Source organism: Aeromonas sp. ASNIH8 (assembly GCF_002919855.1).
GTDB classification, from domain to species: domain Bacteria; phylum Pseudomonadota; class Gammaproteobacteria; order Enterobacterales; family Aeromonadaceae; genus Aeromonas; species Aeromonas caviae.
On the sequence record NZ_PQLN01000009.1, the window covers coordinates 1 to 17,088 of the forward strand.

The 17,088-nt window shown below is 63.5% G+C and carries 16 protein-coding genes and 1 rRNA gene; 7 read left to right on the forward strand and 10 right to left on the reverse strand.

All coding sequences use genetic code 11. From position 1 onward, the window contains the following. The 4 genes from C3418_RS03955 to clcA all read right to left on the reverse strand — a co-directional run. Positions 1-115: ribosomal RNA gene (locus C3418_RS03955) — 16S ribosomal RNA — on the reverse strand; the annotation flags it as partial. A gap of 493 nt (positions 116-608) precedes the next feature. Next, positions 609-959: an iron-sulfur cluster insertion protein ErpA gene (gene erpA / locus C3418_RS03960; protein ID WP_010675554.1), complete on the reverse strand. Its 351-nt coding sequence runs from the start codon at positions 957-959 to the stop codon at positions 609-611. An 89-nt stretch (positions 960-1,048) separates the two neighbouring features. Continuing rightward, positions 1,049-1,741 (reverse strand): DUF6776 family protein, encoded by a 693-nt coding sequence (locus tag C3418_RS03965; RefSeq protein ID WP_043155743.1) that lies wholly within the window; start codon positions 1,739-1,741, stop codon positions 1,049-1,051. A gap of 87 nt (positions 1,742-1,828) precedes the next feature. Beyond that, the gene (clcA, locus tag C3418_RS03970) at positions 1,829-3,223 is read right to left on the reverse strand and encodes a H(+)/Cl(-) exchange transporter ClcA (RefSeq protein WP_103857999.1); all 1,395 of its coding nucleotides are present in this window, start codon (positions 3,221-3,223) and stop codon (positions 1,829-1,831) included. A 209-nt stretch (positions 3,224-3,432) separates the two neighbouring features. On the opposite strand from clcA, the gene hemL reads away from it, so the two are divergent. Then, positions 3,433-4,719, forward strand: coding sequence for a glutamate-1-semialdehyde 2,1-aminomutase (gene hemL / locus C3418_RS03975; RefSeq protein ID WP_052815228.1), 1,287 nt, complete (start codon positions 3,433-3,435; stop codon positions 4,717-4,719). Positions 4,720-4,919: 200 nt separating this feature from the next. Beyond that, entirely contained in the window at positions 4,920-5,732 is an 813-nt protein-coding gene (locus C3418_RS03980) for a hypothetical protein (RefSeq protein WP_010675558.1), read from the forward strand. 46 nt (positions 5,733-5,778) lie between these two features. Here C3418_RS03980 and C3418_RS03985 read toward each other — a convergent pair whose 3' ends face one another. Both C3418_RS03985 and C3418_RS03990 read right to left on the reverse strand, forming a co-directional pair. Then, on the reverse strand, positions 5,779-6,681 hold the full coding sequence (locus tag C3418_RS03985; RefSeq protein WP_103858000.1) for a sulfite exporter TauE/SafE family protein: 903 nt from the start codon (positions 6,679-6,681) through the stop codon (positions 5,779-5,781). A gap of 259 nt (positions 6,682-6,940) precedes the next feature. Beyond that, complete coding sequence (locus C3418_RS03990; protein ID WP_103858001.1) at positions 6,941-7,624, reverse strand: phosphatase PAP2 family protein; 684 nt, start codon at positions 7,622-7,624, stop codon at positions 6,941-6,943. Positions 7,625-7,826: 202 nt separating this feature from the next. Here C3418_RS03990 and C3418_RS03995 point away from each other — a divergent pair, with 202 nt between their 5' ends. Then, positions 7,827-8,342, forward strand: coding sequence for a DUF2937 family protein (locus C3418_RS03995; protein WP_010675561.1), 516 nt, complete (start codon positions 7,827-7,829; stop codon positions 8,340-8,342). Positions 8,343-8,384: 42 nt separating this feature from the next. On the opposite strand, the gene C3418_RS04000 is transcribed toward C3418_RS03995, so the two are convergent. After that, on the reverse strand, positions 8,385-9,266 hold the full coding sequence (locus tag C3418_RS04000) for a LysR family transcriptional regulator (protein ID WP_039040858.1): 882 nt from the start codon (positions 9,264-9,266) through the stop codon (positions 8,385-8,387). Between the two features lie 157 nt (positions 9,267-9,423). Here C3418_RS04000 and C3418_RS04005 point away from each other — a divergent pair, with 157 nt between their 5' ends. Both C3418_RS04005 and C3418_RS04010 read left to right on the forward strand, forming a co-directional pair. Continuing rightward, the gene (locus C3418_RS04005) at positions 9,424-9,816 is read left to right on the forward strand and encodes a multidrug efflux SMR transporter (protein ID WP_103858002.1); all 393 of its coding nucleotides are present in this window, start codon (positions 9,424-9,426) and stop codon (positions 9,814-9,816) included. Continuing rightward, on the forward strand, positions 9,804-10,130 hold the full coding sequence (locus C3418_RS04010) for an SMR family transporter (RefSeq protein WP_103858003.1): 327 nt from the start codon (positions 9,804-9,806) through the stop codon (positions 10,128-10,130). Before C3418_RS04005 ends, C3418_RS04010 begins: the two co-directional genes overlap by 13 nt. 89 nt (positions 10,131-10,219) lie before the next feature. Here the strand turns inward: C3418_RS04010 and C3418_RS04015 are convergent, their stop codons facing one another. The 3 genes from C3418_RS04015 to hrpB form a co-directional block, all read right to left on the reverse strand. After that, a complete protein-coding gene (locus C3418_RS04015) occupies positions 10,220-10,621 on the reverse strand; it encodes a VOC family protein (protein WP_103858004.1) in 402 nt (133 codons plus the stop codon). Between the two features lie 42 nt (positions 10,622-10,663). Continuing rightward, complete coding sequence (gene mrcB, locus C3418_RS04020) at positions 10,664-12,985, reverse strand: penicillin-binding protein 1B (RefSeq protein WP_103858005.1); 2,322 nt, start codon at positions 12,983-12,985, stop codon at positions 10,664-10,666. A gap of 122 nt (positions 12,986-13,107) precedes the next feature. Next, positions 13,108-15,561, reverse strand: a complete 2,454-nt coding sequence (hrpB, locus tag C3418_RS04025; protein ID WP_103858006.1) for an ATP-dependent helicase HrpB — start codon at positions 15,559-15,561, stop codon at positions 13,108-13,110. A gap of 184 nt (positions 15,562-15,745) precedes the next feature. Between hrpB and thpR the strand changes: the two genes are divergently transcribed. Both thpR and sfsA read left to right on the forward strand, forming a co-directional pair. Further along, entirely contained in the window at positions 15,746-16,291 is a 546-nt protein-coding gene (gene thpR, locus C3418_RS04030) for an RNA 2',3'-cyclic phosphodiesterase (protein ID WP_103858007.1), read from the forward strand. After that, complete coding sequence (gene sfsA, locus C3418_RS04035; RefSeq protein WP_069651860.1) at positions 16,288-17,031, forward strand: DNA/RNA nuclease SfsA; 744 nt, start codon at positions 16,288-16,290, stop codon at positions 17,029-17,031. The genes thpR and sfsA overlap by 4 nt, the downstream gene beginning before the upstream one ends. Positions 17,032-17,088 lie beyond the last annotated feature (57 nt).

A 17,088-nucleotide genomic window follows, 5' to 3' on the forward strand; every position in this document is an offset into this window, starting at 1 on the left:
CCCGTCCGCCGCTCGCCGGCAAAAGTAGCAAGCTACTTTCCCGCTGCCGCTCGACTTGCATGTGTTAGGCCTGCCGCCAGCGTTCAATCTGAGCCATGATCAAACTCTTCAATTTAAGTTTGGTTGCTTCGAAAAGCGGCTCAATGAATTGCTGAATTAACTGCTGCAACTTAAAAGTTGCTTTGGTCACTTCATCAGACATTGAAAATCAAAAATTGTTTTTGATGCTCGATGCTGTGAGTGCCCACACAGATTGCTTGATTCAAATTGTTAAAGAGCAGGGTCTGAAACTATAACCCTCACCAGCTTGCTTTGCAAGGTGGACCAGACGCGCACTGCGCCGTGCTGATGGAGGCGCATTATAGGGATATGATTCTCGCTGACAAGCGAAAACTACGTGTTTATTTGAAAAAGACGTTCAGGTGTTTAATCAACAACCAACAAGACTAAAAAGCCGTCAACGATTCATCTAAATGAGCCTGCACACCTTCTCTATCGCTACCAATCGGTACCCGTTTTCGCCACATCAAGATCTACATGCCAGCCACGCCAGGCATACAAAAATGAAAAGGGCCCCTCGGGGCCCTTCATATCACGCTGCTTGTAGATCAGATGGAAAAACTGGAACCGCAACCGCAGGTCGTCGTGGCGTTGGGGTTGGTCACGGTGAAACGGGAACCTTCTAGGCCTTCGGTGTAATCCACGCTGCCGCCGACCAGGTATTGCAGGCTCATGGGATCGATCACCATGGTGACGCCGCTCTTCTCGACCACGGTATCGCCATCATTGATTTTCTCGTCAAACGTGAAACCGTACTGGAAACCGGAGCAGCCCCCCCCAGTGATGTAGACCCGCAACTTGAGTTCGGGATTCTCTTCTTCGGTGATCAAGGTCTTTACCTTGTTGGCTGCCGCATCCGTCATCTGGATGGGCAAGGGGGCTTCTGCTACTGCACTCATTGCTGACCTCACAACCGTTACATCCACAAACATGGAAACCGCGAAATTATCCAATACCCGACCATTTAGTTCAAGTATTCACCACTCTCTTACTGTGCTGCCGGCAAGGGGGTTGGTTGAGCGACCAGAGGCTTGAGCACCTCGTTCCACTCAGCAACCAGCTCCTGGGCCGGTTGCCGACCCTCCTTCGGGATGAGGATTCTCACCCTGTCCGGGATGAAGCCTGAGGGAAGCTGCCAATTGCCCTCCAAGAGCTGGAAATATCGCAACGCGTAGCGTCCCTCCCCCACCTTCATGCCAAGATCCCGGCCACTGAGGATCCTGGGCTTGTCAGCCAGACTGCCTTCGAGCCGGATCTGCACCTGCCCCCGAAACAGCTCCCGCTTCTTGGCGGGTTGTGTGAGCGCCAGACGATAGTGGTAGCGACCCGGCACACTCGTCTCCTGCAATGTTAGATTGTCGATGGATACCCCCACCTGTTCGCCGGTGGGACGCATGATGCGTTCGAAGAAGGCGAGCTGACGCTTCTGCTCCTGTACCTGGGCTTCCTGATCCTTGAGCGTCTGCTGAAGTTGCTCGAAGGCGGCCTTCTGGGTCGCCAGCAGGGTCTCCCTGACGCCGAGATCCGTCTTCAGTTGTGCAATGGCCTTGCTCTGACGCTCCAACGTCTCTTGCTGCACCGTCATCAGGCTGCTCTGAGCCAGCTCCTGTCTGTTCCCGACGACATAACCGATACATGCCCCCACAGCCAGCACCACCAATAACTTCACGATTTGGGACATAAGGCCTCTTCTATATGCCGACATCAACACAGCCGGTTTCTTTTCACTATACGCGACCATGCCGGATTGATACGGATAAACAAAGAGTTAACCGGTCGCGATGCTGCTTTCACCCCGGTTTTGACGCGCAGCAAGCCGTAAAGTTCGCTCCAGGATCTGGGAATAGATGGGACGCCCCCCCAACCATTGCGCCACCAGGGTTGCCCCTATGGTGGTGATCATCATGGGCAGGATCAGCTGATAGTTGTCTGTCATCTCTGTCACCAGCACGATGCCGGTAATGGGGGCACGCACGGTGGCGGCGAAGAGCGCCCCCATGCCGGCGATGGCAAAGGCACCCGGTTCGATGCCGAGATCGGGAAATGCAGAGTGGAACAGGTGACCAAAGATCACCCCGAACAGGGTGCCCAGCGCCAGGGTCGGCGCAAAGACACCACCAGGGGCCCCCGAGCAAAAGCAGATGAGGGTACCCACCAGTCGCACCGAGAAGATGATGAAGAGGGTCGCCACCGCATAGTCTCCCCCCGTCAGATGCGGGATGAGCTCGATTCCCCCTCCAGTGACCGAAGGGGCGAACAGCGACAGCATGCCAAAGGTTCCAGCCACCCCCATGCCGATGATGACGAAGCGGTGGCGCTTGTTCTGATGCAATGCCAGGTAACCATCCTGACAGGCGAGCACCAGCTTGTTGAAGACGAACCCCAGCACACCAAAGCAGCCCCCCATGAAGAGAAACAGCCAGAGCGCCTTCAAGGCCGGAGCGTCGTAGTGGGGCAGCATGATGACGGGGGATTGCCCTTTCATGTTCTGCAGCATCAGGGTCGCCATGACGGCCGAAATCCCGACCGCCTTGATGGCGAGGAAGGAGTAGCGAAATTGCGGTCGCATCTCTTCCATGACAAACAGTATCCCTGCCAGCGGGGCATTGAAGGCCGCAGCGAGACCACCCGCCGCACCGGCAGCCAGCAGGGCATGGCCATGCTCCTTGGGCAACCGGAAGATATCCGCCACCATCTTGCCGAGGTTGCCCCCTATCTGCACCGAGGGCCCCTCCCGCCCCAGCACCATGCCGGAACTCAGGGTACAGACCCCGCCAAAAAACTTCACCGGCAACACCCGCCACCAGCGTACCGGGCGCAGGTCGTCCATGGCCCCTTCAATTTCCGGGATACCGGATCCCCCTGCCTCTGGGGCAAAGGCATGAGTGAGGAAATAGCCGACCAACCCCAGCAGGGCGCTGAAACCAAAGCCGAGCAGGCCGAGCTGCCACCAGGGGCGATCGGCCAGCAAGTCGACACGCTGCTGGGCCAGCCAGTGAACGCAAGACTCGAACAGTCCGCACACCAAGCCTGCCAGCAGGCCGACCAGGGCCGCCAGCAGGAGCACCAGCAGCGGCATCTTGTCCCGCCGTATCAGGCGCTGCAAGACTGGAGGACGACGCAGCGAGGCCGCGTCGGCGGAAGGAATGGCTTGTTGCTCCATGGATAATCACGCTCATCTAACGAGGACCAGACACACCTCGGCCTCGGCTGCCCAGCTCTGGGCCTTTCTGCTATAGTCGGCCCGTTTCATGTTTCACGGGCGAGAGTCCGGGGCGAGAGCGCAAAGCATACTCCTCCCGCCATCCCCTGCCGAGCCGCAATCGGCAGCCTGTGCCCGGGTAACGACCAAAATCCCATTAAGGATGATCCATGTCAAAATCAGATCAGCTGTTTGAACAGGCCCGCCAGACCATTCCCGGTGGCGTCAACTCACCGGTCCGCGCCTTCAACGGGGTCGGCGGTACACCCCGCTTCATCGATCACGCCGATGGCGCCTACCTCTATGACGTGGACGGCCAGGCCTATGTGGATTACATCGGTTCCTGGGGCCCCATGCTGCTGGGCCACAACCACCCGGCCATCAAGGCCGCCGTCATCAAGGCGGTGGAGAAGGGACTGAGCTACGGTGCGCCGACCGAGATCGAAGTGCTGATGGCCGAAAAAGTGCGCCAGATCGTCCCCTCCATGGAGCAGGTGCGGATGGTCAACTCCGGCACCGAGGCGACCATGAGCGCCATCCGGCTGGCCCGTGGCTATACCGGTCGCGACAAGATCGTCAAGTTTGAAGGCTGCTACCACGGCCACGCCGACTCCCTGCTGGTCAAGGCTGGCTCCGGCGCCCTCACCCTGGGTCAGCCCAACAGCCCGGGCGTACCCGCCGATTTCGCCAAACACACGCTCACCTGTGTCTTTAACGATCTGGACTCGGTGCGCGAAGCCTTCACCCAGTACGGCAGCGAGATCGCCTGCATCATCGTCGAGCCGGTCGCTGGCAACATGAACTGCATCCCGCCGGTGCCCGGCTTCCTGGAAGGGCTTCGCGCCATTTGTGACGAGTTCGGCGCCCTGCTGATCCTGGACGAAGTGATGACCGGCTTCCGCGTCTCCCTGCGCGGTGCCCAGGGTCACTACAACATCGATCCGGATCTCACCACCCTCGGCAAGATCATCGGTGCCGGCATGCCGGTAGGCGCCTTCGGCGGCAAGAAGAAGGTGATGCAGCACATCGCCCCGACCGGCCCCGTCTATCAGGCTGGTACCCTCTCCGGCAACCCGGTGGCCATGGCCGCCGGCCTCACCATGCTGGACCTGCTGCTGGAGCCGGGCCTCTATGAGCAGCTGAGCACCAAGACCGCCCGTGTCGCCGAGGGGCTGAAAGCCGCCGCCGCCAGGCACGGCATCCCGCTTGCCATCAACTACGTGGGCGGCATGTTCGGCTTCTTCTTCACCGACGAGCCCGAGATCACCCGCTACGAGCAGGTGACTCGCTGCGACATGGAACGCTTCAAGCGCTTCTATCACCTGATGCTGGAAGAGGGTGTCTATCTGGCACCGAGCGCCTACGAGGCGGGCTTCCTGTCGCTGGCCCACGGCGACAAGGAGATTGAACACACCCTGGCGGCCGCCGAGCGCAGCTTCGCCAAGCTGGCTGGCTGACAAGCAGCAAGATGTGCAGAGGGCCCCGATGGGGCCCTTTTTTGTTTGCTCGTCCCGACAAGGCACCATAGTGGTGCATCCTTAAGTCCCTCACCGGAACCTTGCCACCTGCTGGTGCGCCGCGCCGTACACGGGCTGTCATAAATCGGGCCCACAATTTGCAGGCCCCTGCTTCAGGAGCCCATTGGACCGAGGTGTATATGGCAGAGATGAGCCCCATCGATGTGCTGCGGCGCTATCAGGAGTACGAAACCGAGCTGGCCCCCCTGCTGCTGGGGCTCCTCACCCTCCCCGAGGCGTCTCTCAAGACCTATGCCTTCGTCGAGGAGGTGAAGAGCCTGCCCCCCCAGATCAGGCCAGCCATACTGGCGCCCGTTCCGGCGGCCCAGGGGCAGCTGCGCCTGCTGGTGCAGGGCCATGGCCGGGAGCTGGAGATCAACCTGCACCAGCTGATCGCCTGGCTGATGGGGGACAGAGAGCGGCGGCGCGCCATTCCCTGGTTCAGGGCCGTCTACGTCGTCCTGAGTCTGGCCCTGTTTCTCATCGTCGGCACCCTCATCTGGCACGGGCTGGAACAGCTCTATCTGCTGCTGTGCGGCACCCAGCAGAACCGGCTCGGCGCCTTCAGCGCCATCATCTTCCTCACGCTCGCGCTGGCGGTGTTCGATCTCGGCAAGACCATCCTCGAAGAGGAGGTGCTGCTGCATAAAGACATCTTCCGCCACAGCGCCATCCGGCGCACCATTACCCGCTTTATCGCCGCCATCCTGATCGCGGTCTCCATCGAGGGGTTGCTGCTGCTGTTCAAGGGATCCCTCGGCCAGAGCGAACTGCTCTGGCCTGCGGTGGGGGTGATGGGGTGCGCCGTGGGGTTGCTGCTGGCGCTGGGGCTCTATGTGTTTCTCGGTGCCAGGGCGGAAGCCGCACTGGTCGCCTCCAGCCAGCAGACTGCCCACCCGGAGGGGGCTGCCAGAGGCATCAGAAGACGCGCCAGGACCGGGCGAGCGGGATGACATACCAACGCGGGGTGCCCGTGCAGGCGGGCCTCGCCGACGCCAGCTAGCTCGTCGCCTCTGCCAGCGCGGGCGCTGGCTGTCGCCGCGCCGCCCGCCAGGAGGCGTACATGGTCCAGGAGGTATAGATGACGATGAAGGCCACCAGCCATTTGAGCATCTCCATCTCCATGGATTTGACCAGCATGGCCGCCAGCACCACGCCGATGGGGCCGAAGATGGCCACCGCCAGCACGGCCCGCGCATCGAAAGCCCCCTTGCGGATGAAGGTCCCCGCCGAGAAGACGCTGAGCACGGCGGTGGATCCCATCATGATGGGGAAGGTCACCAGCGGGTTCATGCCGAGCAGATAGACCAGGGTCATGCAGGGGGCGAACAGGCCGATACCGACGTTCATCAGGGCTCCGAACAGGAAGTTGCCGGCAAGGGCGATCCCCAGCTTGTAACCGCTCAGCCCCATGGCCTCGCCACCGAGGGGGAAGAGCCCGAGCAGACCGGCAAAGATGAGACCGGCAACCACCAGCAGGGAGACCGCCATTACCAGCCGGATGGTCTGGCGATCAAAGGAGGCCACGTAACGGGCGCCCCAGGCCGCACCGGCCGCCGCAGCCGCCATCATGCTGATGAGGGTGACGGGATCCACGTTGACCACGCCGATGAAGATGAGAGCCTGGGTCACGGTCGGCAGCACGCACTGGCCGTTGAGGGTACCGGGCAGCACCCGATCATCGATCAGCCTGAACTGCTTGTAGCAGGCGGTCTTCACCGCAAAGCTCCCCACCCCCAGGGTATCGAGAAAATTGGCCACAAAGCCGATGGCCGCCACCGGCCAGAAAGGGGTGGCTTCGAGCTGGCCATGACGCCATTTGTGCCACCAGGCACGGACCAGCATAAAGAGAAAGACCAGGGCACAACCGATAAACAAGAGACGCAGAAAAGTGACAAGCATGGGGAGACCTCCAACAACGGGCGGCGATTCTAAGGCAGCGGAAGGAAAAAATCCTGGCCAGGATCATGAGACGACGGGTGCAAACGTTTGGCCGCGACTATTTTGGCTGGCAGAACCCGAATGGGGCTATCCATACTGGTTGGGAGGGCGACAGCCCGGGCTCATCGGGCGTAGTCCTGGTCATTTCGCGACGACCACAGCACCGGTGAGGCGTAAACGAAAGAAGGCGGGGTGACCCGCCTTCTTTTTTCATTCTCCGTCAGGCAATCCAGCGTGGCAGCCGGGGAGCCAGGCGGTCGATCAGGCGATCCGACACGGGAGTGAGCAATAGCAGCGGCAGGCAGATCAGGGAGAGGCAAAGAGCGCCCACATAGACGTCCGTCATCCAGTGCGCACCCGCCAGGATGCGGGGCGCCGAAAACAGGGGCACCATCACCACCGCAACCACCCCGGCCCATCGCGGCAGATAGCGCAGGGCAAAACCGGCGAAGATCATCAGGAAGAGGGCGTGATCACCGGGGAAGCTGTCACCAGCGGAGTCCTTGGTGGGAATCGCACTGATCTCGGTCAGGCGCAGTGCCCCGTCCACCATCAAGGTGGGGCTGGGACGGCTGACCGGCAACAGATGCCCGAACTGATTGATCACCAGGGCCCCCAGCAGCATCACGACCCCCATGGCCACCAGACGACGGCGCTCCTGCCCGTCGGCACGGAAGAAGCAACTGGCGAGGATCCCGCCCATGCAGGCCAGCGCGGCCAGATCGAACAGGCGGTTGTTGGTGATGGCCACCAGATCGGCCCAACGGGGGGAGTGGCCAATCCAGCCATTGACCAGCTGGAAGAGGGCGAGATCCCACCCATCCCAGGGGCCGTGCTCAGGCAGGGCGCCCCAACTGAAGGCGATGAGGCCCCCGGCCAGATAGAAAGGAATGAACTTGCTCATGCCGACGTGTCCTTCGAAAAACGCTCATTCTAGGCCAGCCGCAAGATGACTTGCATCACAAAAGTGTAAGAATTCGTGTAACAAAGGTATTCCATCGGCTCTTCTTTTGGCGCCGCCGACCAGGTGGGCAAGCGCGCCCCCTCCTTGGCTCTCCCACCGGTTGCGGCTAGTATGGGTGCTCCCTTCGTTCAGGATGATGATGATGCGCAGCTACCTTCGCATGATGTTGTTTGCCCTCGGTTTGCTGGCAGGTGTACAGATCCCCGGGCTGGTCGATCTCTACTTCCAGCGGCTGGATGCCCGGCTGCAGCAGGCAGGTCTGGCGCTGGCCCCCTTCCAGCGCACGGCGGACCAGCACTTCAATGGCGATCTGCAGGCGCTGGTCGCCCATTACGGTGCCAGCCAGGATCCCGTCTTCACCCAGGATGCCACCAGCCTCCAGCAACTGGTGAACCAGCAGCAGCACCTTCAGGGGGAGATCGCCGTGCGGGAGAGCCCCTGGTACCAGCAGCTCTCCCACCTGTTGCTGCGCGCCGACCCCGCCCTCTGGCAGGATACCCTGCACAACTACGGCTATGTGGTCCCCCTCAAACAGGCCGCCATTTTCTGCGGCGTGGCGGCGGGTCTGCTGGCCTCCCTGGCCGGGGATCTGCTGCTCGGCCTCCTGCTGCTGCCATTTCGCTCCCGCCAGCGCGTCCCCCGTCACGGCCTGCGCTGATCCCCTCTCACTGCCAACCGGGGTGCCCGCCCCGGTTGGCGGCTACTCGAAGGGTTCGAGATAGGCTTCTATGGCCTTCTTCAGCCAGGCCAGCACCTTGCCGTGATGGGCGTTCTCCGACAGATAGACTCCGTAATCGCGCCACTGCAGGCTGAACTTGTGCTTCAGGGTCAGCAGCTCCCCCTGGCGCAGCTGGCTCTGGATAAGGGGTGAAGGCAGCACCGCCCAGCCCAGACCATCCAGCACCGCATCCCGCATCAGTTCGAAACTCGACAACCCGATATGCTGCCCTCCGATGGGCAGCAGGCTCTTGACCGAAAACGCGTCCACATAGGAGAGGGTGACCTGGGTGTGATCGGTCAGATCCTGCTGCAACACCCGCTTCAGCCCAGCCAGCGGGTGGCTTGGCGCCACCACCATCAGGGTGCGGATCGGGTTGAGCACGTCGATGCAAAGACCGCTGCGCTCCTGTTCCTCGGTGATGAGGCCGAAGGCGGCATCCACGAACCCCTCTTCCACCAGGGCCGGCAGCTCCGGCGGTGAGGCCAGCACCAGGGAGATGCTGGTGCCCGGAAACTGGCGACGCAGCGCCCCCAGCATCTCGCGCCATACCACCTCGGGAATGGCGTCGTCCCGGGCTACCCGCAGCGCCACCTCGGCACCGGAGGCATGGTGCTCGCACTTGAGCTTCAGGCTGTTCGCGGCCTGCAACAGCCGCCGACAGTCGTCCAGCACTTGCTCGCCGATTTCGGTCAGCCGGCTCTGATTCGCCCCTCGTTCGAAAAGTTCGACGCCAAGCTCCACTTCCAGGGTTGCAATCGCCGAGCTCACTGCGCTGCGACTCTTGCCAAGTCGTCTGGCGGCATTGGCTATCGAACCACTGTCTGCTGTTTCTACAAAGAGTTGTATCTGATTTAGCTTCATGACTTCAAACTGGTGGCAGATTATTCCATCACCACCTTATCCCCTGGTCCGCCCCCAAGGCAAACAAGCAGCGACAGCTTTCTCGACGCTCAGCGATAACCTTGCCCGTTTCGGGTGCCGTTATCCTCTCTTCGTCGCAGCAACAGAAGGAAACTGCATGTCATCCCGTCCCTTGCTTTTGGCCCGCCTCTTCCTGACGGGGGCCATCCTGACCGAGGTCGCCGGCACCTCCTCCATGGCCCTGATCCCAAAGAGCGCGAGCGGCTGGATCCACTATCTGCCGATGTGGCTCCTCATCACCCTCTCCTACCTGCTGCTCGCCAAGGCCGCCAGGACAATCTCCATTGGTATCGCGTTTGCGCTGTGGGAAGGGCTGGGGATCGCCCTCATCACCGCCGTCTCCGTCCTGTTCCTCGGCTACGAGCTGAACATCCAGGAGTGGATCGGACTGGCGCTGGCCATAGTGGGGATTGTCATGGTGACCCTGGGCGAGACCCATGATGCACCAGCCCCCACCCGCCAGAGGAGGGAAGCCCCATGCACCCGTTGATCATCGTACTGGGCGCCGCCCTGCTGGATATCGGCGCCAACATGGCAATCAACCGCTCCGTCGGTTTTCGTGACAAGGGGTGGGGCGTCCTCGGCATTCTGCTGGTGCTCTGTGCCTTCACTCTGCTCAGCGAGGCGGTCAGTACCGGCAAGATCGATCTGGCCGTGGCCTATGCCACCTGGGGCGCCATCGGCATCCTGGGCACCGCCCTCGGGGGCCTGCTGCTGTTCGGCGAGCGCCTCAGACCCGTCGGCTGGCTCGGCATGATGGTGATGGCGGTGGCGGTGGCGGTCGCCCTGCTGACCACAGCATGATCCCCTCTCCAACCCCATGAAAAAAGCCGCCCTGTTCCCAGGGCGGCCTTTTCATGGTCAAACCGATCACCCAGATTGCAACAGGCAGCCTAACTCGCTGCCTCGTACAGCTCCAGCGGCAGGCCGTCGGGGTCGGCGAAGAAGGTAAAGCACTTGCCGGTCAGCTCGTCCACCCGCACCGGCTCCACTTCCACCCCGTGCTGCTCCAGGTGGGCGATGACCCGGTCGAGATCCGCCACCCGAAACGCCAGGTGGCGCAACCCGCACGCCTCCGGCCTGGAGGGGCGGGGCGGCGGCGCCGGGAAGCTGAACAGCTCCAGCTGGCTGCCGTCCGGCATCGCCAGATCCAGCTTCCACGACTGGCGCTCTGCCCGCAGGGTCTCGGCAATGATGGGCAACCCCAGCACCTGGTGATAGAAATGGCGCGAGCGCGGATAGTCGCTGGCGATGATGGCCACGTGATGGATGGCCTCAAACAGGGGATGGGTCATGGCAATCCTTGCAAAACGGGCAGCCTGCGCTGCCCGTCTTCGTCAGTTGAAGAAACCATTGAACCAGTTGTCCAGGGCATTCGCCGGGTCCGAGACCGGGCTGGCACAGCTCATGGGCTCGGCCAGACCGGCCAGCTTGGCCGGCACCTGGAGACTGCCGGGACAATCGCTGGCCACCCGGGTACCGCTCGAGCGGGAGAAGTTGGCCCAGCTCACCCCTTCGGGCATCTTCAGCCCCAGGCTGTTGACCCCTCGCTGGCTCATGTAGCCGCTGAACAGCTGCAGGGCGCCACTGGCACCGGTCAGCCCGGCCGGGGTGTTGTCGTCACGGCCGACCCAGACACTCACCAGCTCGTTGTTGTCCATCCCGGCAAACCAGGAGTCACGCAGCTCGTTGGTGGTACCGGTCTTGGCGGCCATGGTGGCCCCGGGGAACTTGGCACCGAGCGCCCGGGCCGTCCCCTGGCTCACCGTCTTGGTCATGGCGAACAGGGTCAGCCAGCTTGCCTGGGGATCCGTCACCCGCTTGGCCGCTTCGTCATGCTGGTAGAGCTGGCGCCCCTCGCCATTCACCACGGCCCGGATGGCCGACAGGGGCTGGGTCAACCCCTGGTTGGCAATGGGCAGGTACATCTGGTTCACCTCCATGGGCGAGAGCGCCACCGCCCCCAGCACCAGGGACGGATAGGGCTGGATCTCCTGCTGCACCCCCAGCTTGTGCAGGGTGTCCACCACCTTGTCCAGGCCTATCTGCATCCCGAGGTTGACGGTCGGCACGTTGAGGGAGCTGGCGAGCGCCTCCATCAGGGGCACGCTCTGGCGGAACTTGCGGTCGTAGTTCTGCGGCGTCCAGATCTGGCCATCCTGGCCGCGAATCCGGATCGGCTGATCTTTAAGCTGCGTGCCCAGGGTCAGGCCGTTGGAGAGGCCGGTCAGGTAGACCGCCGGTTTGACCAGGGAGCCAATCTGACGGCGGGCATCCAGCGCCCGGTTGAAGCCGGCGTAGCGGGGATCCCGTCCCCCCACCATGGCGACCACCTCGCCCTTGTGCCAATCGGAGACCACCATGGCCGCCTCCAGCTTCTTCTTGCCACGCTGCTTCTCGATGGTGGCCAGACCCGACTCCACCGCCTGCTCGGCGGCGTGCTGGGCGATGGGATCCAGACTGGTGAAGATCTTGAGGCCGGACTGCTTGAGCAGATCCGGGCCGAAGCGGTTCTGGATCTCCCGCTTGAGCAGCCCCATGAAGGCCGGGGTACGGCCATAGCTCATCTGGCCGCGGGCGATGATGCCAAGGGGCTGCTTGCTGGCCAGGTCATACTCGGCCTGGGTCAGACTGCCGTGATCCGCCAGCAGTTTCAGCACCAGATCCCGGCGCGCCTTGGCCCGGTCCGGGAAGCGCCAGGGATCGTAATAGGAAGGGCCCTTCACCATGCCCACCAGCAGGGCCACCTGATCGATGTCCAGCTCGTTGACCGGAATACCGAAGTAGAAGTAGGAGGCGAGCCCGAAGCCGTAGACCCCCTGGGAGAAGTTCTGCCCCAGATAGACCTCGTTGAGGTAGGCCTCCAGGATCTCGTCCTTGCTGTAGCGGTAGTCGATGAGCACCGCCATGTAGGCTTCCTGCAGTTTGCGCCACAGGCTGCGCTCACGGGTCAGGAAGAAGTTCTTGGCGAGCTGCTGGGTGAGCGTACTGCCCCCTTGCACGGTGCGCCCCGCCAGCAGGTTGGCGGCCATGGCGCGCATGATGGCCACCGGCGAGACGCCGCCGTGCTGGTAGAAGTCCCTGTCTTCCGTGGTGAGCAGCGTCACCAGCAGGCTGTCCGGCACCTCGGAGAGGCGCACCAGCAGGCGGTCTTCCCGATCCTCGGTGTTGAGGCGATCGAGCAGCACCGGGTCCATCTGGGCATAGCCGAGCTGGCGCTGGTTCTCCAGGGACTGGATCCCCTCGAGGCGCGCCCCGTTGAAGGTGAGACGCAGGCCACGGGCGCCGTCGGCACCGTCGTGGAACTCGAACGGCCGGCGCACCAGCTCGATGCGGTTGCCGCTCACCGCGTACTCACCCGGGGTATGAGGCTGACGCACCTGCTTGTAGCTCAGCATGTTGAGCTCGCGCAGCATCTGGGTCTGGGAGAGCCGCTGGCTGGGATAGAGCTCCAACGGGCGGCTGTAGACCATCACTGGCAACTGCCACTTCTCGCCGTCGAAGCGCTCGCGCACCTTGGTGTCGAGATAGATGCCAAACACCACCATGAAGGCCGCCACCACCAGAGAGAGCTTGAAGCCCAGCCAGAACAGGGTGCGCCATATGGTGCGTTTGGGCGCCGCCTTCTTGGGCGTGCGCTTGCGTCGTTGGGTTGCCATAAATCCTCTTGTCGTTCTCCTCGCCATCCCGCTGATGCGAGCGGCCTGCGATGCCTGTTGTGGAGGGGACTGTGCCACCGCCATCTTGTTCTGATCGTACCGACCGATCACTGCCCCGTCGGCTACTCCTGCAATCCCATCTTCTTCTTGGTCACCCGGGTCGGCATCGCCTCCAGCGGGTTGTCCGGCCAGTAGTGACGGGGGTAGCGCCCCTTCATCTCTTTTTTCACCTGCTCATAGGATCCCGCCCAGAAGGCGGCGAGATCCGCGGTGATCTGCAAGGGGCGCTGGGCCGGGGAGAGCAGCTCCACCACCAGGGGCACCCGGCCATCGGCCACGCATGGGGTGGCACCCAGCCCGAACATCTCCTGGATGCGCACCGGGATCGCCGGCGCCTGACCCGGCTGGTAGCGGATCCGCACCCGGCTGCCGGTCGGTGCGGTGAAGTGGCTCGGCAGCGCCTCGTCCAGCCGCCTTGGCAGGGGCCAGGGCAGAGACTGGCGCAGGATGTCGCTCATGTCGAGCCGCTTCAACTGCTCCAGCCGGGTCATGCCGCTCACCGCTGGCAGCAGCCACTGCTCGAGGTCGGCCAGCAGGCTCTCCTCATCCATGGCGGGCCAGGCTTCGTCGGGCAGCCAGTCGCGGGCGCAGCGCAAGCGGGCCAGCAGCCCCTCGCTGCTCTCGTCCCAGGGCAGCACGTGCAGCCCCTTGCGCCGAATACCTTGCAGCAGGCAGCGCCCCTTCTGTTCATCGGAGAGATCCGTCAACGGCCGCTGGCCGAGCACCAGCTCGCCGAGCACCTGCTGGCGCTCCGCCCGCACCCGTTCCTCCCGATCGTCCCAATCGAACCACTGGCGCTCGCCGACCAGCTCGGGCAGCTGGCGCACCAGTTCATCCAGCGCCACCGGCTCGGCGATGAAAATGCGGCTGCCGCGCTCGTTCTGACCCATTTCGACGGCCACGATGGCCCCCTGCCCCTGGCAGGGATGCCCTTCTACCAGATCGCAGCTCACCCCGCCACTGAGCTGATAGCGGCTGCCACTGCGCAGCTTGCCGATGCGATCGGGCCAGGCGAGGGCGCACAGCAACCCCAGCCATTGACCCTGCGGGCTGCTTGTCCGTACACCGAGCCGCTCGAACCAGCGGGCCGCTCCCTGGCGCAGGGCGCCCTGACGGCGGTGGAACAACACGGACAAGCGCTCCGATCCTCGCAGATCTTCTTCCAGCAGCGCCACCAGGAAAGCCGCATCGGCGACAATCCCTGTCAGACCCTCGGATTCCAGCTCCCGGGACCGCAGCAACATGCGGGCGAGGCGGGGATGGGTGCCGAAGGCCGCCATGGCACGGCCTGCCGGGGTAAGTTGTTGTTCACCCTCCGGGGCCATGGCGCCCAGGGCCACCAGCAACCGCCGGGCGCTGGCCACGGCGGCAGGGGGCGGCATGTCCAGCAGGGGCAGCGCCTCCACCCGGGCCCCCCACTGGGCGGCGTCCATCAGCAGGCCGGTGAGCTCTTGCGTCAGGATGTCGGGGGGACTCTGCTCGGCGAGGCGCTCCTGCACCTCGCTGCTCCAGAGCCGGTAGCAGACGCCGGGGCCAAGCCGCCCTGCCCGCCCCGCCCGCTGGGTGGCGGAGGCTTTGGCGATGGGCCGGGTCTCCAGCCGGGTGACGCCGCTCTTGATATCGAAGGTGGCCCGCCGCTCCAGCCCGCTGTCGATGACCACGGAGATCCCCTCGATGGTGAGGGAGGTCTCCGCCACGTTGGTGGTGAGCACCAGCTTGCGACGACCCGCAGGCGCAGGCTCGATGGCCGCTTGCTGGGCCGCGAGGTCAAGACGGCCATAGAGGGGAGCCAGGGTCACATCCCCTGGCAACCGCCCTTCCAGCCACTGTGCCAGCCGCTCTATCTCCCCCTGTCCCGGCAGGAACACCAGGGCACTGCCAGCCTGACTGGCGAGCGCCTCCAGCACCACGGCGCCAACCTGGGGCTCCAGCCACTGCTGGCGATTGGCGGGGCGATAGTGGTACTCGATGGGAAAGCCGCGCCCCTCGGAGCGCACCACGGGGGCACCTGGCAGCAGGCGCTCCAGGGCCATGCCATCCAGGGTGGCGGACATCACCAGCAGCTTGAGATCATCGCGCAACCCCTGCTGGCTTTCGATGGCGAAGGCCAGCGCGGTATCGGCGTGCAGGCTGCGCTCGTGGAACTCGTCAAAGATGACGAGCGACACGCCGGTGAGCTCAGGATCCTGCTGCAGCATCCGGGTCAGCACCCCCTCGGTCACGATCTCGAGCCGGGTCTGGCTGCTGGTGCGGCTCTCCCCGCGCACTCGCAGGCCGATGCGCTCGCCCACCTTCTCCCCCAGCTGACGCGCGAGGAAGCTCGCGATGTTGCGCGCCGCGAGGCGCCTGGGCTCCAGCATGATGATGCGCCCGGGCAGCCGGTGCTGGCGCACCAGCTCCAGGGGCAGCAGGGTCGATTTGCCAGCGCCGGGGGGCGCCTGCAGGATCACGCTGGTATGGCTGTCGAGGGCTGCAAAGAGTTCGGGCAACACCGGGACGATGGGGAGGGAAGACAAAGCGATGGGCACCTTCTGTGACACTTCTGAAAAGGGGTCCATTCTGCCACAGCCTCCCGGCCATCGTAAGCGCCCCTGCCGGGCAGGGGCAGGAAGCGTCAGGTGCAACACGGCAAGACATCCCGGGAGCGGCTGCCATAGAATGGCCCTTATCCGATGCCCATCACGAGGACCGACACGCCGCATGCCCAAACTCTTCTTTGCCCTGCCCCTGCCAGAGCTTGCCCCCGAGCTTGCGACCTGGCGAGACCAGCGCCCCTGGCCCGGCCAGCCGGTGCCCGAGAGCAACCTGCACCTGACCCTGGCCTTTCTCGGGGAGGCCGACGAAACGACCCAGGCTCGCCTGATCGCGGCCGCCGAGCGACAGCACTGCCCCCCTTTCAGCATCCATCTGGATCAGACCGGCTGGTTTCAGCGCGCCAAAGCCGCCTGGGTGGGGCCCGGTGAGTGGCCGAACGAGCTGACCGTGCTCGCGAAGGCGCTGCGCCGCCACGGTGAAAAACTCGGGCTGGGCAACGGCGAGCAGGGCTATCGCCCCCACGTCACCCTGTCGCGCAAGGCGGGCGAGGCCCCCGACGAGCTGCCTGCGCCGGATTTTCTGCTCAGGGCCGATCGCTTCTGCCTCTATCAATCCGTCAGCACGCCGGACGGCGTCCACTACGAACCGCTCGCCTGCTGGCCCCTGCGGGCCCGTGTCAAAAACCCGCACCGCGAGGAGCTCACCCCATGATCTTCGATCCCCCCCTGCAGTCCGGGCAGCTGATCTCCCGCTACAAGCGCTTTCTGACGGATGTCGCGCTCGACAACGGCGAGGTGATCACCATCCACTGCGCCAATACCGGTGCCATGACCGGCTGCGCCCTGCCGGGCACCCGGGTCTGGTACTCCACATCCGACAACCCCAAGCGCAAGCTGCCAAACAGTTGGGAAATCGCCGAGAGCCCGGCGGGTCACTTCATCTGCGTCAACACGGCCCGTGCCAACCAGATCGCCCGGGAGCTCATCGAACAGGGCGCTCTCTCCCCCCTGGCAGGTTATGCCAGGCTGCGCACCGAAGTGAAATACGGGGAAGAGAACAGCCGCATCGACCTGCTGCTGGAAGATGACAACAGGCCGGATTGTTACATCGAGGTGAAATCCGTCACCCTGCTCGACGAGCGGGAGCAACCCGGCATGGGGTACTTCCCCGATGCGGTCACCACCCGCGGCGCCAAGCACTTGCGTGAATTGATGGCCATGAAGGCGGCAGGGCACCGGGCCGTGCTGCTGTTCATGGTATTGCACTCCGGCATCGCGAGAATGCGCCCTGCAGCCCATATCGATCCGCACTATAGTCAGCTTGTTGAACAGGCGATGGCGGCAGGGGTTGAAATTTTATGCTATCGCCCCCATGTTGGGGTGCAGGGCATGGTGGCTCAGGATTTTATCCCATTTGAATCTGACCATATGCTACCCGAGGGCAGAGAATAAATGCAGAAGTGGGTAACATTATTGATAAGGCTTGTTTGCCTCCCGTTGACCCTTCTG

Coding starts and splice junctions, on each gene's coding strand:
- erpA (WP_010675554.1), bottom strand. CDS start 959: ATGAGTGCAGTAGCAGAAGCCCCCTTGCCCATCCAGATGACGGATGCG.
- C3418_RS03965 (WP_043155743.1), bottom strand. CDS start 1,741: ATGTCCCAAATCGTGAAGTTATTGGTGGTGCTGGCTGTGGGGGCATGT.
- clcA (WP_103857999.1), bottom strand. CDS start 3,223: ATGGAGCAACAAGCCATTCCTTCCGCCGACGCGGCCTCGCTGCGTCGT.
- hemL (WP_052815228.1), top strand. CDS start 3,433: ATGTCAAAATCAGATCAGCTGTTTGAACAGGCCCGCCAGACCATTCCC.
- C3418_RS03980 (WP_010675558.1), top strand. CDS start 4,920: ATGGCAGAGATGAGCCCCATCGATGTGCTGCGGCGCTATCAGGAGTAC.
- C3418_RS03985 (WP_103858000.1), bottom strand. CDS start 6,681: ATGCTTGTCACTTTTCTGCGTCTCTTGTTTATCGGTTGTGCCCTGGTC.
- C3418_RS03990 (WP_103858001.1), bottom strand. CDS start 7,624: ATGAGCAAGTTCATTCCTTTCTATCTGGCCGGGGGCCTCATCGCCTTC.
- C3418_RS03995 (WP_010675561.1), top strand. CDS start 7,827: ATGCGCAGCTACCTTCGCATGATGTTGTTTGCCCTCGGTTTGCTGGCA.
- C3418_RS04000 (WP_039040858.1), bottom strand. CDS start 9,266: ATGAAGCTAAATCAGATACAACTCTTTGTAGAAACAGCAGACAGTGGT.
- C3418_RS04005 (WP_103858002.1), top strand. CDS start 9,424: ATGTCATCCCGTCCCTTGCTTTTGGCCCGCCTCTTCCTGACGGGGGCC.
- C3418_RS04010 (WP_103858003.1), top strand. CDS start 9,804: ATGCACCCGTTGATCATCGTACTGGGCGCCGCCCTGCTGGATATCGGC.
- C3418_RS04015 (WP_103858004.1), bottom strand. CDS start 10,621: ATGACCCATCCCCTGTTTGAGGCCATCCATCACGTGGCCATCATCGCC.
- mrcB (WP_103858005.1), bottom strand. CDS start 12,985: ATGGCAACCCAACGACGCAAGCGCACGCCCAAGAAGGCGGCGCCCAAA.
- thpR (WP_103858007.1), top strand. CDS start 15,746: ATGCCCAAACTCTTCTTTGCCCTGCCCCTGCCAGAGCTTGCCCCCGAG.
- sfsA (WP_069651860.1), top strand. CDS start 16,288: ATGATCTTCGATCCCCCCCTGCAGTCCGGGCAGCTGATCTCCCGCTAC.